The following is a 16,695-nucleotide window of genomic DNA, read 5'->3' on the forward strand; positions in this document are numbered from 1 at the left end:
GCGGGTGCCTGGGGGCGCGGGTGCCGGTTCAGTCGCCGACGGCGCCCTCGTCGGCCGGCTCACGGACGAGGAAGGTGGCACCGAACGCGATCACAGCAGCGGCGACGGCACACCACGGCACAAGGTCGATCAGGCCGCGGGCGGTGAGGGCCTCGGCCAGCAGTGGGAACGTACCGCCGAAGAGGCCGGTGCCCAGCGTGAACGGCAGGCCCATGGCGACCACGCGGATCCGGACCGGGAAGAGGCGGGCGAAGAGGACGTTCGCCAGGGCGAGGGGTGCGGCCAGGCAGATGAACTGCAGCAGGGTGGCCACCCAGACGGGCAGGGCGCCGCTTGCCATGAGCAGGAAGACGGGCACGGTGCACACGGCAAGCATCCCGACCCCGGTGCGGAAGGCGTTCAGCGGGCCGGTACGGTCCGCGATCACGCCGGATCCGGCCATGGCGACGATGAGCAGCAGCAGCGGCACGAGCATCGCGCCGGTGCCCTCCGCGCCCGAGGTGAGGCCCAGGTTCTCCGCGTACTGCGGCAGGTAGGTCGTGCCGAGGTAGTAGCTGACGGTCACGCCGAGGGTCATCAGGAACACGGCCGTCATGTTCCGTGCCGAGCCCTTGTACAGGCGGCGGCGCTCGGCCCGGTCGGTCGCCGGGTCGGTCTCCTGCCTGCTGCGGGTGAACTCCTCCGACTCGTCGGCCGCGCGCCGCACCCACAGGGACAGCAGCCCGAGCAGGCCCGCGACGGCGAAGCCGATGCGCCAGCCGCCATCGGCGACACCCTCCTCGCCCAGGACGGTGAGCAGCACGGTCACGACGCCGAAGCAGAGGATGTTGCCGAAGATGATGCCGCCGTAGGAGATGCCGCTGTAGAGGAAGCGGAGACGCTTCGGCGCGGTCTCGGTGATGTACGCGGCGACGCTGGGGTTCTCGCCGCCCATGGAGAGCCCCTGCACGAGCCGCAGCAGGATGAGCAGCAGCGGGGCGAGGATGCCGATGGACTCGGCGCCGGGCAGGGCGGCGATCAGGAACGAGGCACCGGAGATCAGGACCATGGAGAGCATGAGGCCGAAGCGGCGCCCCCTGCTGTCGCTGATCCGGCCCATCACGTACGAACCGAAGGGTCGTACGACGAACCCGACGGCGAAGCCGAGGTAGGCGCCGAGCACCTTGGTGACGGGGTCGTCGCCGGGGAACATCTGGGCGGCGAAGTAGGGGGCCAGGACGGCGTAGATGGTCCAGTCGAAGGACTCGACGACGCCGCCGACGGTGCCTGCGAGGAGTTCGCGGCGGCCGTTGCGCACCGGCTCCTGCTGCGGGGCGGGGCCGGGCGCGGGCCCGGACGGGACGGTCCGGTCGGTGGACACCGTGCGGGACGTGGCCATACGCACCTCTTCTCGAAACGGGCGGAATCTGTTCTCGAAACGGGCGAAATCTTTCCGAAACGGGCGGAACGCGGACGGGTGGGTGCCCGGGAACCGGTCCGGCTCGGGGGCTTGCATGCCTGACGGCGGACTCCGGGCGCCCCGAGGCTCCGGGTGTCGGGCGCCGGGGAGGCGACGGTGTGCGGAGGTCCGCGGTGGGGTGCTCCGGTGGGGTGCTCCGGTGGGGTGCTCCGGTGCGGAACAGAGGCCTACAGTGAAGGCGCCCCACAGCCCTGAGAAGATTCCCCGCCCGTAACGCAGGATTCCACCCCGAGGACGCGGCCCGATGCAGGATCTCGACCCGTCGGCAGGCTCAGGGATCACCCCTGGGCCACCCGCCCCGCTCACGCCGGGCGACGAGGCGCTCATCCACGCCCTGCAGCTCGCCCCCCGGGCCTCGTGGTCCCGGATCGGCGAGGTACTCGGCGTCGACCCGGTGACGGTGGCGCGGCGCTGGGAGCGGCTGCGGTCCTCGGGGCGGGCCTGGATCACGGCCTACCCGGGGCGGCGGCTGCAGCAGGGCATCGAGGTGACGGTCGTCGAGATCGACTGCCGCTCCGGCGAGGTGGAGGCAGTCGCCGACGCGCTGGCCGCCATGCCGCAGATCGTGACGGTGGAGCACATGGCCGGCGGCAGGGACCTGCTTGTCACGCTCTTCACCGCCGACCTCGGCGCGCTGTCCCGGCTGCTCCTGGACCGCATCTCGCGCATGCCGGGCGTGGTCGCGACGCGGGCCCAGCTGGCGACACGGGTGTACGGCGACGGCAGCCGCTGGCGGCTGCGGGCCCTCAGTGAGGCGCAGCAACGCAGCCTGAGCGACCTGGCTCCGCCCCGTCCCGCACGCCGCCCGGCCGGCACCGCGCCGGAGCCGCCCCCGGAACTGGACGCCGCCTCGCGCTCGCTCCTGCCCGCCACCTCGGCCGACGGCCGGCGCAGCGTGGCCCAGCTGGCGCAGGTCACCGGCCTGAGCCCGACGACCGTACGGCGCAGGCTGACCCGGCTGATCGAGGAGCACGACCTGATGCTGCGCTGCGAGGTGGCCAGGGAGCTCACCGACTGGCCGGTGTCGGCGACGCTCTGGGCACAGGTGCCACCGGCGCAGCTGGAGAGCGCCGCACGGGGGCTGCTGACGCTGGCGGAGGTGCGGCTGTGCGCCTGTGTGACGGGGCCGAACAACCTGTTGTTCACGGTGTGGCTGCGCTCGGTCGCGGACGTCCAGCGGCTGGAGGCGCAACTGGCGGAGCGGCTGCCGTTCCTGACGCTCGTGGACCGGGCGATCGCGCTGCGGCAGACCAAACTGATGGGCCATCTGGTGGGCCCGGGCGGCCGGGCCACCGGCGTGGTGCCAGTCGACCTGTGGGCCGAGACATCCGGTCAGGGCACCGCGCGGGCGGGCTCCTGACGTTCGGTCCGTGCACTGCCGTACCGGCGGCCGACACTGCCAGGCCGGCCTCGACCAGCTCTCCGTACGCCGCGGCGAGGTCCGTACCGGCCGACGTCGCGGCGACGTTCCGTGGCCGGTGGCCGGTGGCCGGTGGCCGGTGGGCGGTGGCCGGTGGCCGGTGGCTGCTCGCCCCAACGAGGGATGCGTGAAGCTGTACAGATTGCGATCGCTTCAATCATTATGGCGCAAGAACCGCTCCCGTTCGCGCAGGCCGAAGGAGTCCTTGCATGCCCGATACGCACACCTCCCGCACCGCTGCCGAGATCGCCTCCCAGCCCGACTGCTGGCGACGGGTGAGCGCGTCGCTCGCGCAGCACTCCGCCGACCTGCCCCGCCGGGGCGAGCGCGTCGCGGTCGTCGGCTGCGGCACGTCCTGGTTCATGGCCCAGGCCTACGCGACGTTGCGCGAGAGCGGCGGCCACGGGGAGACGGACGCCTTCGCCGCCTCGGAGTTCCCCCTCGCCCGCGGGTACGACCGGCTTCTGGCGATCTCCCGCTCCGGGACCACGACCGAGGTGCTGGACCTGCTCGGCCGCGTCCGCGGGTCGGTGCCCTCCGTCGCGCTCACGGCGGACCCCGCGACGCCGGTGATGGCCGCGGCCGACTCCGTCGTGGTGCTGGACTTCGCCGACGAGGAGTCGGTGGTGCAGACCCGCTTCGCCACCACCGTACTGGCGCTGCTGCGGGCACATCTCGAAGCGGAGAACGCCCTGCCGGTGGGCGTACGGACGGTGGCCCAGGCCGCCCTCGATGCCGAACGGGCCGTGGTCACGCCGCTGGACACCGAGGTGACCGGCGCCGAGCAGTTCACCTTCCTGGGCAGCGGCTGGACCTACGGCCTCGCCCTTGAGGCGGCGCTGAAGATGCGCGAGGCCGCCGGGGCGTGGACCGAGGCCTACCCGGCCATGGAGTACCGGCACGGTCCGATCAGCATCACCGGGCCGGGCCGGGTGACCTGGATGTTCGGCTCGCTGCCGCAGGGCCTGGACGACGACGTCGCCCGCGTGGGCGGCACCCTGGTCGCCGGGTCCCAGGGCGTGTCCGGGGAGCTGGACCCCCTGGCCGACCTGATCCGGGCCCAGCGCCTGGCCGTCGCACTCGCCGAGGCCCGCGGCTACGACCCGGACCGGCCCCGGAACCTCACCCGGTCCGTCGTCCTGGGCGACCCGGATGCCTGACCGCGCCGCCGACCCGGCCCCGGTGACCGGTGGGGCCGGTGACCGGTGACCGGTGACCGGTGACTTCGTCGCGGACCTCTACCGCCGACTCCGTACGTCCGTACGTCCGTACCCGTGAAGGAAGTCCATGCCGCTCACACCCACTGACGACATCGCGCTCGACGCCCGCGAGAAGGCGATCGGGGTCGGCGCGTTCAACGTCCTGCAGATCGAGCATGCCCAGGCCATCGTGCGGGGGGCCGAGGCCGCGGGGCGGCCGGTGATCCTGCAGATCAGCGAGAACACGGTCCGGTACCACGGCGCCCTCGAACCGATCGGGCTCGCCTCGCTCGCCGTGGCGCGGGCGGCGGGCGTGCCGGTCGCCGTCCATCTCGACCACGCCGAGTCGGCCGGCCTCGTGCGCGAGGCCGTGGCCCTCGGGTTCACGTCCGTCATGTTCGACGCGGCGAAGCTCCCGTACGAGGAGAACGTCACGGCCACCCGCGAGATCACGGAGTACTGCCACCGCCGGAACGTGTGGGTGGAGGCGGAGCTCGGTGAGGTCGGCGGCAAGGACGGTGCGCACGCCCCGGGCGTGCGCACCGACCCGGACGAGGCGCGCGCGTTCGTCGCGGCCACGGGCGTCGACGCCCTCGCCGTGGCGGTGGGCAGCTCGCACGCGATGCTCACCCGGGACGCCGTGCTCGACTTCCCCCTGATCACGCGGCTGCGCGACGCCGTGAGCGTCCCTCTCGTGCTGCACGGCTCGTCCGGTGTCGGCGACGCGGACCTCGCCCGGGCCATCGGCGCGGGCATGACGAAGGTGAACGTCTCCACCCACCTGAACAAGGCGTTCACCCAGGCGGTCCGTACCCACCTGGAGGCCCATCCCCAGGTGGCCGACCCCCGCAAGTACCTCGGCCCCGCCCGCGACACCGTGGCCGCCGAAGTGGCCCGCCTCCTGCGCATCCTGACCGGGGCGCCGCTCACGCCGGAGGCCGACGTGACCTGACGGCCCGTCAGACGCGCACCACGTCGATGCCCCGGCCGGCGATCTCCTCGACGATGTCCTCGGGCGCGTCCTTGTCCGTCACCAGAACCGACACGGCACTCAACTCGCACACCAGGGCGAAGGCCCGGCGCCCCAGTTTGGACGAGTCGGCGACGACGATCACCTCGCTCGCGCACTCGGCAAGGGCGCGGTTGGCGCCGGCCTCCGACTCGTCATGGGTGGCCGCTCCCAGGCGCGGGTGGACGGCGTCCACACCGAGGACGGTGTAGTCAAGGGCCAGGGTGCGGAGCACGGAGTCCACCAACGGCCCCACCAGCTCATAGGAGTTCGGCCGGGCCACCCCGCCGGTGAGGACGAGCTTCACCTGCGGGCGGACCGCGAGTTCGTTGGCGATGTTGATCGCGTTGGTCACGACCGTCAGCGCGGGCCCGCCGCCCACACCGGCGGGGTCCGCCCGTACGGCCAGTTCCCGGGCCACCTCGGACGTCGTCGTACCCCCGTTGATGCCGACGGTGGAACCCGACGGGATCAGGGCTGCGGCGGCCTTCGCGATGCGCTGTTTCTCATCGGCCTTACGGGCCACCTTGTAGCGCAGCGGCAGGTCGTAGGCGACCGAACTCACCACCGCTCCGCCGCGCGTGCGCGTCAGGAGGTTCTGCCGGGCCAGTTCGTCCAGGTCCCGCCTGATGGTGGCGGCGGAGCAGCCCAGTCGCTCAGCGGCGTCGAGCACGTCGACACGGCCCTCGTCGCTGAGGATCTCCAGCAGCCGGGTCCACCGCGCATGTGCCGCCACTTGTTCCTCCCTTGTTCCTCCTCGCTCGTAGAGGGAGCCTATCGCGCACGAATATGCGCGCAGAAGCCCGATCGTGCGCGCATGGCGCTGCTTCTTCCGCTCCTTCCGCTCCTTCCGCTCCTTCCGCTCCTTCCGCTCCTTCCGCTTCCTCCGCTCCTTCCGCTTCCTCCACGACAGGACCGAGGCCATGGGCTCCCCGTCCCCGGCTCATGGCCCTGCGGTCAGTGCCGGTCCGCCGTCGCAGCGCCCGCCCGTCGCAGCGCCCGCCCGTCGGCGCAGGCCGTCCACGAACCCATCGACCGTGGCGACAGGCTCGACCCCTGGACTGGATCCTCGGCCAAACCGGCCTGGGCAGGCAGGACGTGCTCGCATTCGGCGACGGCGAAAACGACTTGGCCCTCCTCCGAGCCGCCGGGTACGGTGCCGCGACGGCGAACGCCCGGCTTCCGCTCCGGGACATCGCCGACGAGATCGTCCCCGGCAACGACGAGGACGGCGTTGCTCAGTGCCTCGAAGCCCGCTTCTTCTGAACCCGGCCTCCGCACACTGCTGCGGCCCGCGTCACCTCGCCCCCGCCCGTATCACCACACGAGTCACCACACGAGTCACCACACGAGGATTTGAAGGATGCTGATCTCGGCTTACACCTCGCCCGGCGACGTTCCCGCCCAGGACTGGGACGCGCTGACCGAGGGCTCGACCGTCTACTCCGCCTCCGGCTGGCTGTGGGTGAGGGACGAGGAGCGGCCGGAGGGAGCACGGGCCGCCTACCTCGTCGCCCGCGACGAGGACGGACGCCCGGCAGCCGGTCTGGAGACCTACACCTTCCCCCGTCCCCCGCACCCGCTCTACACACCCGAGACCCTGCTGGAAGGGGTCGTCGGCCCCGAGCGGCTGCGGCACATGGCCCAGCGGCCGATGGCCGTCGGATCGGGCTGGTCCGAGTTCCGCGGCCAGATCCCCGTCCGGCAGGGGCTGCCGGCCAAGGAGCGCTCGCTCGCCGTGGACGCGCTCACCGGACAGGCACTCGACGGCGCTCGCGCCGCCGGCGCGAGCGTCCTCAGCTACTACTACCTGCCCCGCGAGGACGCCCTGGAGGCCATGCGCGCCCACGCCGATGCCGACCCGGTCCTGCTCTTCCACGACGTGGAGACCTCCCTGCCGGTCGGGCAGTGGGACGGCTTCGAGGACTACGTCGCCTGGCTCCCGGCGGGCCGCCGGCCCCGCGCCCGCAAGGAGGCCCGGATCTTCCGGGAGAGCAGCCGCACGATCCGCGAAGTCGCCCTGCCCGACGTGGTGGAGACCATCGCACCGCTCAACAGCGCGCTGATGCGCAAGCACGGCCACGACTACGGGGTGGACCGGGCCACCGCCGTCTACGGCCGCCAGGGACGGTTCCTGGGCGTCAGCAGCACGCTGCTGCTCGCAGAGGAAGACGACCGCGCCGTCGGGTTCGCCCTGCGCTACCGGCACGGCGACATGCTCTACGCGCGCGTCGCCGGTTTCGACTACTCCGCGCCCAACCTGGCCGACTACTTCAACCTGGTCTTCTACCACCCCATCACCCAGGGCGTCGACCGACCCACCCGCGCCATCCACCTCGGCCTCGGCACCTTCGGCGCGAAGCTGGCACGCGGCGCCCAACCCACCCCGCTGTACAGCGTCTTCGTCGGCGTCGACCGCCCGCTCGCCGCGTCGGCGGGCGCGGTGCGCGACCGTAACGACCAGCACATCGCCGCCTTCTCCGACGAGAACGGCGGTCATGTCGTCGGCGGTCTGGACACCTCCGACTGGCTGCGCTGACCGCGCCCCGCCCGGCCGCCCGTACCGAAGAAGCAGCCCGGCCCGCCCCGTACCGAAGACGCTGGGCGACGAGGAGGCGTCCCACGCGCTGGTCGCGGCGGCGTCACGGCGCGGCGCCGACGAGGCAGACCAGTTCCTGCGGCTGCTCGCCGCCGCCCACTGCGCGGGCGCCGGCGTCGACTGGACGCCGCTGACCCCGGGACGGTCGGCCACCCACCTCGACCTGCCCGGATACGCCTTCCAGCACCGCCGTTACTGGGCGCAGCCCGACGACGGCGCGCTCGGCAACCTGGGCCGCGCCGGCCTCTCCGCGCTCGAGCACCCGGTGCTGCGCGTCGCCGCGCCGCTCGCCGGCCGCGACGAGTGGCTGTTCAGCGGCAGGCTCTCCACCGCCGACCAGCCGTGGATCGCGGACCACACGGCCTTCGGATCGATACTGCTGCCCGGCACCGGGTTCGTCGATCTCGCGCTGGCCGCGGGCCGCCGCCTGGAGCTGCCCGTCGTGGACGAACTCGTCCTGTCGGCGCCGCTGCTGCTCGACGGCGCCGACGCCGTGGACGTACAGGTCTTGGCGAGCGAGCCCGACCACACCGGCCGGAGAAGCCTGTCGATCCACTCGCGCCCCGCCGCGCCCGCCGCGCCGTCCGACCCGGGCGGGCCGGACTGGACGCTGCACGCCACCGGCGCCCTCGCGCCCGCCGACGGCACGGCGCCCGCCTGGACTGACCCCGACTGGCCGCCGGTCGACAACGCGCCGGCCGACGACGCGCGGCTGTACGACCGGCTCGCCGACCTGGGATTCGGCTACGGCCCCAGTTTCCAGGGCGTACGCGCGGCCTGGACCAGCGGCGATGAGGTGTTCGCCGAGGTGGCCCTCGACGAGGCGAGCGCGGGCCGGGCGGCGGGCTTCGGGGTGCATCCGGCGCTGCTGGACGCGACCTTCCACGCCGTGATCGACGCGCTCTCCGAGGACCTGCCCGACGGCAGGCTGCCGCTGCCGTTCTCCTTCGGCGGCGTCCGGGTGTTCCGGTACGGAGCCACCGCAGTCCGCGCCCGCATCATCCGCTCGGGGTCCGAGAAGGTGCGTATCGACGCCTGCGACGCCACCGGCGCCGCGGTGCTGTCGATCGACGCCGTGCTCGCCCGCCCCGCGGACGCGAGCGCCCTCGCCGGAGCCAGCGACCCGCTCTACGCCCTCGACTGGACGCCGGTGCCGGCGCCCGAGGCGCCGGAGCGGCGACTGGTCGCACTGGGCCGGCCCGTCCCGGGCTGCGCCGAGACGTTCGAGGACGCCGCGGCGTACGCGGCCGGCGGGGACCACGCGGGCGCGGCCGTCGTCTGGGCGCCCGAGACGGCGCCGGCGGACGGCGACGACGTCCCCGCGGCCATCCGCACCGCCGTGCACAGCGCCCTCGCGGTGCTGCGCGACTGGCTTACGGAACCGGCCTGCGCCGACCCTACGCTGATCGTGCTGACCCGCAACGGCGCAGGTCTGCCCGGTGAGACGCCGGACCCCGCAGCAGCGGCCGTCCGCGGCCTGGTGCGCAGCGCGCAGTCGGAATACCCGGGGCGCATCGTGAACATCGACCTCGGCGGCGCCGACCCCGACGGCAGCGACCCGTACGGCAGCGACCTCGCGGACCTGCACCAGCGGATCGCCGCCGCGGCCGGCACGGACGAGCCGCAGCTCGCGCTCCGCGACGCCGCCACGCTGGCGCCGCGGCTGGTCCGTACGACCGCCGCCGAAGCGGCCGGCGCACCCTTCGGCGACGGCACAGTCCTGATCACCGGCGGCGCGGGCGGTCTTGGCGCCGTCACCGCACGCCACCTGGTCACCCGGCACGGGGTGCGCAGACTGCTGCTCGCCTCGCGCCGTGGCTCCGCCGCGCCGGGCGTCGAGGAGCTGGTCGCCGAGCTGACAGCGATGGGCGCCGACGTACGCGTCGCCGCCTGCGACGTCAGCGACCGCGCCGCGGTCGCGGCGCTGCTGGAAGCCGTACCGGTGCACGCGCCGCTGACCGCCGTCGTGCACACCGCGGGCGTGGCCGACGACGGCACCGTCGAGACCCTGACCGCCGGGCAGGTGGACCGGGTGCTCGCCCCGAAGGCCGACGCCGCCTGGCACCTGCACGAGCTCACCCGCCACCTGGACCTGTCGGCGTTCGTGCTGTTCTCTTCCGCCGGGCCGCTGCTCGGCGGGCAGGGCCAGGGCAACTACGCCGCAGCGAACGCGTCGCTGGACGCGCTCGCCCAGGTGCGCCGTAGCGCCGGGCTGCCCGCGCATTCGCTGGCCTGGGGGCTGTGGAAGCTCGGCATGGCCGAGGCGTTGAACGACCCCGGCGCCGGACACCTGGAGCGCCAGATCCGCACGCGCCTCGGCCTGGCTCCGATCGAGCCGGACGCCGGCATGCGGATGTTCGACTATGCGCTGAACACGGGCGAACCGCTGCTGCTGACCGCGCTGCTCGACACCCCCGCCCTCACCGCGCTTGGCCGGCTGGGCACGCTGCCCGCGGTGCTGCGCGGCCTGATCCACGTACCGGCGCGCGGCCACGTCGCCGACAGCCCGCTGCGCCAGCGGCTGCTCGACGCCCCCGCCGAGCAGTGGGAGGCGCTGATCCGCGGCGAGGTGCGCGCGATCGCCGCCGCGGTCCTCGGCCACGAGTCGGCCGACGCCATCGACCCCGAGGCGCCCTTCACCGACCTGGGCTTCGACTCCCTCGGCGGAGTCGAGTTCCGCAACAAGGTGACCGCCGCCACGGGCGTCCAGCTGCCGTCCACGCTGGTATTCGACTATCCGACCGCCGCCGCCGTCGCCGGCTTCCTGCGTACCCGGGTCGACGGTTCGGCGCCGGCGCGGCCGCGCCCCACCTCGACCAGGACCAGGGCGGACGAGCCTATCGCGATCGTCGGCATGAGCTGCCGGTACCCCGGCGGCGTCGCCAACCCCGACCAGCTCTGGGAACTGCTCGACGGGCGCGTGGACGCGATCACCCCGATCCCGGGCGACCGGGGCTGGGACCTCGACGAGCTGTACGATGCCGACCCCGGCAAACCCGGCAAGATCTACACCCGGGAAGGCGGCTTCCTGCACGCCGCGGGCGACTTCGACGCCGCCTTCTTCGGCATCGGCCCCCGTGAGGCGGCGGCGATGGACCCGCAGCAGCGGCTGCTGCTCGAGGCGTCCTGGGAAGCGCTCGAAGACGCCGGCATCGACCCGGTCGCCCTGCGCGGCAGCGACACCGGGGTGTACGCGGGCGTCATGTACCAGGACTACGGCTACACGGCGCGCGAGGCCGCCGACGGCGCCGCGGAAGGCTATCTGGCGACCGGGTCGGCCGGCAGCGTCGTCTCCGGCCGGGTGTCCTACGCTCTGGGCCTGGAGGGACCCGCGGTGACGGTGGACACGGCCTGTTCGTCGTCACTGGTGGCCCTGCACCAGGCGGTGCAGGCGCTGCGCGTCGGGGACGCGTCGCTGGTCCTGGCCAGCGGGGTGACGGTCATGTCGACCCCGCTCCTGTTCCAGGAGTTCTCCCGGCAGCGGGCGCTGTCGCCGGACGGGCGCTGCAAGGCGTTCTCGAGCACCGCGGACGGTGTCGCGTGGTCCGAGGGCGTCGGTGTGCTCGCCCTGGAGCGGCTGTCCGACGCGCAGCGCAACGGGCGCCCGGTGCTGGCCGTGATCCGCGGCAGCGCGATCAACCAGGATGGCGCGAGCAACGGCCTGACCGCACCGAACGGCCCGTCCCAGGAGCGGGTGATCGCGCGGGCCCTGGCCAACGCCGGGGTGGCCGCGGCCGATGTGGACGCGGTGGAGGCGCACGGCACCGGCACCACGCTGGGTGACCCGATCGAGGCACAGGCACTGATCAACGCCTACGGGCGGGACCGCGCCGAGCCGCTGCGGATCGGGTCGCTGAAGTCGAACATCGGGCACGCGCAGGCCGCCGCCGGCGTCGGCGGTGTGATCAAGATGGTGCAGGCGCTGCGGCACGAGACACTGCCGTCCACCCTGCACGTAGACGCGCCGTCGCCGCACGTGGAGTGGCCGAAGGACGCGGTACGGATCCTGACCGAGGCCGAGCCGTGGCCGGCTGGGGAGCGTACCCGCCGGGCAGGCGTGTCGTCGTTCGGGATCAGCGGGACCAACGCGCACGTCATCCTCGAAGAGGCGCCCGCGGGCCCGTCGGCGCCGGCCGGGACGCCGCGCCCGGCGGCCCTGCCGATGCTGCTGTCCGCGCGGACGCCCGCCGCGCTGCGGACCCAGGCGCGCCGGCTGCACGACACGCTGCGCGAACGTCCGGAGCTCGCCCCGGCCGACGTCGCGGCGACGCTGGCACTGCGCCGCGCGCAACTCGAGCAGCGCGCCGCCGTCGTGGGCCCTGACCGGGAGACGCTGCTGGCGGGCCTCGCGCGGCTGGCGGCGGACGAGCCGGGTCCTGGCATCGTCAACGGCGCTGGTCCGGCAGGCAGCACGGCGTTCCTGTTCACCGGGCAGGGCGCGCAGCGGGCCGGGATGGGCGCCGGTCTTTACCGGGAGTTCCCGGCCTTCGCGGCCGCGCTCGACGAGGTGTGCGCGGAGTTCGACGGGCACCTGGAGCGTCCGCTGCGGGAGGTGATGTTCGACGCGCCGGCCGATGCGGGCGGCGCGGCCGTGGAGACGCTGCTGGACCGCACCGAGTACGCCCAGCCCGCACTGTTCGCGTTCGAGGTGGCGATGTACCGCCTCGTCGAGTCGTTCGGCGTCACGCCGGATGCCGTGGCCGGGCATTCGATCGGCGAGCTGGCCGCGGCGCACGTGGCCGGGGTGTGGTCGCTGGCCGACGCGTGCCGGCTCGTCGCGGCCCGGGGGCGGCTGATGGGGGCGCTGCCGGCAGGCGGCGGCATGCTGGCCGCCGCGGTGCCGGAAGAGCGGGCCGTGGAGCTGCTGGCCGAGCCGGCCTTCGCCGCCCTCTCGCTGGCCGCGGTGAACGCTCCCGACGCGGTGGTCTTCTCCGGGGGCACCGAGACGGTCGCGGCGCTCGAGTCGCGGCTGGGGGCCGAGGGCGTCAAGACCAGCAGGCTGCGGGTGAGCCACGCGTTTCACTCCGCCCTGATGGATCCGATGCTGACTGAGTTCGAGGAGGTCGCTGCGGGCCTGACGTACCACCGGCCGCGCATCCCCCTGTGCTCCACGGTCTCCGACGTGTTCGCCGACGACGCGCTGAGTACGCCCGGCTACTGGGTACGGCAGGTGCGCGAGGCCGTGCGCTTCGCCCCGGCGGTGCGGTCGCTGCTCGACTCGGGTGTGGGCCTGTTCGTCGAGCTGGGCCCGGACGCGGTGCTGACGGCGATGCCCCGCGCCACCGTGGCGGCGGACCCCGCGGCGCGCGCATCGGCGGTCGCGGGCTCCCGCCGCACCACTGCCGAACCCGAGCAGCTGGCCGCCGCGCTGGCCACCGCGCACTGCGCGGCCCGGCCGGTGCGGTGGGCGACGTACTTCGGAGACCGGCCGCAGGCACGGATCACGCTGCCCACCTATCCCTTCGAGCACGAACGCTTCTGGCTGCGGCCCGCGGAGGCCGCCGCCGCGCCGCTCGCCGGCGCCGACGCCGCCGGCCATCCGCTGCTGCACTCCCGGGTGCAGCTCGCCGGCAAGGACGAGTGGCTGTTCACGGGCAGGCTCTCGCCGCGCACGCACCCGTGGCTCGCCGACCACGTCGTCTCCGGCGCGGTCCTCATGCCGGGCACCGGGTTCGTGGAGCTGGCGCTGGCCGCCGGCGCCCGGATCGGCGTGCCGCGGCTGGCGGAACTGACGCTCGCGGAGCCGCTGATGCTCCCGGCCGACGGCGCCGCGGACCTTCAGCTCACCGTGGGCGAACCCGACGCGGGCGGGCACCGGCCCGTGGCCGTCCACGCCCGTACCGCCGGCGCCTGGGTGCCGCATGCCCACGGTCTACTCGCGCCCGCCGCGCCGGCCGCGGCACCGGACTGGTCCCAGGCGTGGCCTCCGGCCGCGGGCGATCCGGTCGACGCGCAGCAGGTGTACCTCGCGCTCGGCAGCCTCGGCTTCGGGTACGGCCCGGCGTTCCAGGGGGTACGGGCCGCGTGGTCACGTGGGGAGGAGGTCTTCGTCGACCTGGCGCTCGACACCGGCACTGCCGAGGACGCCACCGGCTTCGGGCTGCACCCCGCTCTGCTGGACGCCGTATTCCACGCGGCTGTCGGCCAGCTCGCCGAGGGCGGGCCCGACGGCCGGGTGCCGCTCTCGTTCGCTTTCGGCGGCGTCCAGCCGGCCCGGTCCGGCCTGGGTGCGCTGCGTGCCCGCATCGCCCGTACCGCGCCGAACACCTTCCGCGTGGACGCGGTCGATGAAACCGGTGCGCTCGTGCTGAGCATGGAGTCGGTGCGGTTCCGCCCGATCGAGCGGGATGCGCTGGCCAAGCTGCGCGGCGCGGCACCGCTTCTCGACCTCGAGTGGGAGGCCCTGCCCGCCGGCTCCGCAGCGGAACCCGGGCGCCCCGGACGTACGGTCGTGCTCGGCGACCCGGCGGCCGTCGAGGCCCCCGAGCCCCTGGCGAGCTGCGCCGGTCTCGCGGAACTTGCCGCTCTGCCGGACGCTCCCGACACGGTGGTCTGGGCGGCACCCCGCGGCACCGGTGCTGGCGCGGCGGACGTACACGACGGCGTGCTGCGGACGCTCGCGCTGTTGCAGGAGTGGATAGGACTCGGCCACCCCGGCCGGCTCGCGATCGTGACGCGTACGGCCGCCGGACTGCCCGGCGAGGAACCCGATCTGGTCGGGGCCGCCGTGGCGGGCCTGGTGCGCAGCGCACAGTCCGAGCACCCGGGGCGGTTCCTGCTCGTCGACCACGACGGCGACGCCCTGCCGATCGCGTCGCTCGCCGACGCCGTGACCCAGGACGAGCCGAACCTGGCCGTCCGCGAGGGTCGGCTCCTGGCGCCGCGGTTGCAGCAGCTGCCTGCCACCGCGCCGGACGCGGTCCCGTCGTTCGGCCAGGGCACGGTGCTCATCACCGGCGGCACCGGCGGCATCGGCGGCATCGTCGCCCGGCATCTGGTCGCGGCGCACGGCACCCGGCGGCTGCTGCTGGCGTCGCGGCGCGGTGCCGCCGCGGACGGCGCCGCCGAACTGGCCGCCGAGCTGACCGGCCTCGGCGCCCACGTGCGGGTCGAGGCCTGCGACTTCACTGACCGCACAGCGGTCCAGGACCTGCTGGCCGGCATCGACGGCGACGCCCCGCTGACCGCCGTCATCCATGCGGCGGGCGTCCTGGACGACGGCACGATCGACACCCTCACCGACGAGCAGACGACACGGGTGCTGGCGCCGAAGGTCGATGCGGCGCTGCACCTGCACGAGCTGACCCGCGACCTGGACCTGTCGGCGTTCGTGCTGTTCTCGTCCGCGGCGCCATTGCTCGGCGGACAGGGACAGGGCAACTACGCCGCCGCGAACAGCGCACTGGACGCGCTGGCCCGTATGCGGCGGTCCGCGGGCCTGCCCGCGCACTCGCTGGCCTGGGGCCTGTGGACCGTCGGCATGGCGGAACTCCTCAGCGGGGAGGGCGCCGAGCAGTACGCCCGCCAGATCCGGGCCAGGCTGGGCCTGGTCCCGATCGACGCGGAGTCCGGGATGGCGCTGTTCGACAACGCGCTCGCGACCGACCGGGCGACGCCCACGACAGCGCTGCTGGACACCGCGGCGCTCACCGGCCTGGCGCGCGGCGGCACCCTGCCCGCGGTACTGCGCGGCATGGTCCGGGTGCCCCCGGCCGGCGCGAGCGCCGGCGTCAGCCTGGCGCGGCAGCTGGCCGCGCTTCCGGACGCGGACCGCGACGGCGTGATCCTGCGGGAGGTACGCAACGTCGCCTCGGCGGTCCTGGGCCACGTGTCCGGCGACGCGATCGACCCGGACGCGCCGTTCACCGAGCTCGGTTTCGACCCCCTGGGTGCCGTCGAGTTCCGCAACCGGCTGGCCCAGCTGACCGAGCTGACGCTGCCATCCACGCTGATCTTCGACCACCCGACCGCCGCCGATGTGGCGAAACTGGTGCGCTCGCGGATCGAGGAACCCGGGACCGGCGTGGCCGAGCAGGCACCCTCCGGCGTACGTGGCACGATCACCGACCTGGTGTCGGCGGCGCATCGCCGCGGTGACCTGGCAGGGGTGATGCCCCTGCTGACCGCGGGCTCGGCGTTGATGACCACGTACGCCGCCGGCGAGGCCGCCGCAAAGCGCCCTGCCGCGCAGCTCCTGGCGCGCGGTGCCGCGGCACCGGCACTGATCTGCGTCCCCTCGTTCCTGCCGGGCTCGGGCCCGCACCAGTTCGCCCGTCTGGCCCGCGAACTGGGCCCCGATCGGCAGGTCAGCGCGCTTCCGCTGCCCGGCACGCGCGCGGGCGACGACCTGCCGGCGACCTGGGCGGCGGCGATCGAGAGCCTCGCCGCGGCCGTGGCACCGGAACTCGAGCGGGCCCCGGTGGCGCTCGTCGGCTATTCGATCGGCGGTGCGGTCGCCCATGCGGTCGCCCGGCGGCTCGAGGACGACGGCCACGAGCTCGCGGGCGTCGCGATGATCGACACCTATTCGACGCACGACGTCGAACTCAACCGCCTCGTGCTCACCGACGCGCTGGGGCAGATCCTGTCCCGGGACAACGCACTGACCCCCGTGGACGACCACGGCCTGGTGGCCCTGGGCGGCTATGCGCAGATATACCCCGAGCGCGAGGCCGAGCCGATCGCCGCGCCGACGCTGGACCTGCGGGCCACCGTGACGCTGAGCGGCTTCGGGGACGCCGACCCCGTCCCCGACTGGCAACACCGCGGACCGACCGAGCACATCGAGTCGGACCACTTCTCGATCATCGAGGAACGGGCGGAGGGGACCGCTGCGCACCTGCGCCGCTGGCTCGATGCGGTCGGGTAGTTCCCGGCGCTAAGCGCGATCGGCGGTCAGCCAGCGGGACGCTGACCGCCGATCGCGCCGGCGCCCGTCGCTGGAGGCAGAAAATCCGCCGAGTCGCAATCCGACCCGGGTGTGAAATTCTCGGCTCGTAAATTCGTCGG

At 74.1% G+C, this 16,695-nt stretch carries 8 protein-coding genes; 6 read left to right on the forward strand and 2 right to left on the reverse strand.

Annotated features, from left to right (window positions below; genetic code table 11):
• Positions 1 to 28: 28 nt before the first annotated feature.
• A complete protein-coding gene (locus QIS99_RS24460; protein WP_282515791.1) occupies positions 29 to 1,378 on the reverse strand; it encodes an MFS transporter in 1,350 nt (449 codons plus the stop codon).
• A gap of 325 nt (positions 1,379 to 1,703) precedes the next feature.
• Here QIS99_RS24460 and QIS99_RS24465 point away from each other — a divergent pair, with 325 nt between their 5' ends.
• The 3 genes from QIS99_RS24465 (at position 1,704) to QIS99_RS24475 (ending at position 5,030) form a co-directional block, all read left to right on the forward strand.
• Positions 1,704 to 2,819 (forward strand): Lrp/AsnC family transcriptional regulator, encoded by a 1,116-nt coding sequence (locus QIS99_RS24465; RefSeq protein WP_282515792.1) that lies wholly within the window; start codon positions 1,704 to 1,706, stop codon positions 2,817 to 2,819.
• Between the two features lie 269 nt (positions 2,820 to 3,088).
• Entirely contained in the window at positions 3,089 to 4,039 is a 951-nt protein-coding gene (locus tag QIS99_RS24470) for an SIS domain-containing protein (protein ID WP_282515793.1), read from the forward strand.
• 127 nt (positions 4,040 to 4,166) lie between these two features.
• Complete coding sequence (locus tag QIS99_RS24475) at positions 4,167 to 5,030, forward strand: class II fructose-bisphosphate aldolase (protein WP_282515794.1); 864 nt, start codon at positions 4,167 to 4,169, stop codon at positions 5,028 to 5,030.
• A gap of 7 nt (positions 5,031 to 5,037) precedes the next feature.
• Here QIS99_RS24475 and QIS99_RS24480 read toward each other — a convergent pair whose 3' ends face one another.
• Positions 5,038 to 5,823 carry a DeoR/GlpR family DNA-binding transcription regulator gene (locus QIS99_RS24480; protein WP_282515795.1) on the reverse strand — a complete coding sequence of 262 codons (786 nt, stop codon included), beginning with the start codon at positions 5,821 to 5,823 and terminating at the stop codon, positions 5,038 to 5,040.
• Positions 5,824 to 6,032: 209 nt separating this feature from the next.
• Here QIS99_RS24480 and QIS99_RS24485 point away from each other — a divergent pair, with 209 nt between their 5' ends.
• The 3 genes from QIS99_RS24485 (at position 6,033) to QIS99_RS24495 (ending at position 16,555) form a co-directional block, all read left to right on the forward strand.
• Positions 6,033 to 6,353 (forward strand): HAD family hydrolase, encoded by a 321-nt coding sequence (locus QIS99_RS24485; RefSeq protein ID WP_282515796.1) that lies wholly within the window; start codon positions 6,033 to 6,035, stop codon positions 6,351 to 6,353.
• A 97-nt stretch (positions 6,354 to 6,450) separates the two neighbouring features.
• Entirely contained in the window at positions 6,451 to 7,626 is a 1,176-nt protein-coding gene (locus tag QIS99_RS24490) for a peptidogalycan biosysnthesis protein (RefSeq protein ID WP_282515797.1), read from the forward strand.
• Positions 7,586 to 16,555 carry a type I polyketide synthase gene (locus QIS99_RS24495; RefSeq protein WP_282515798.1) on the forward strand — a complete coding sequence of 2,990 codons (8,970 nt, stop codon included), beginning with the start codon at positions 7,586 to 7,588 and terminating at the stop codon, positions 16,553 to 16,555. The genes QIS99_RS24490 and QIS99_RS24495 overlap by 41 nt, the downstream gene beginning before the upstream one ends.
• Positions 16,556 to 16,695: the final 140 nt, after the last annotated feature.

This window comes from Streptomyces solicavernae, assembly GCF_029968095.1.
Classification (GTDB): Bacteria; Actinomycetota; Actinomycetes; order Streptomycetales; family Streptomycetaceae; genus Streptomyces; species Streptomyces solicavernae.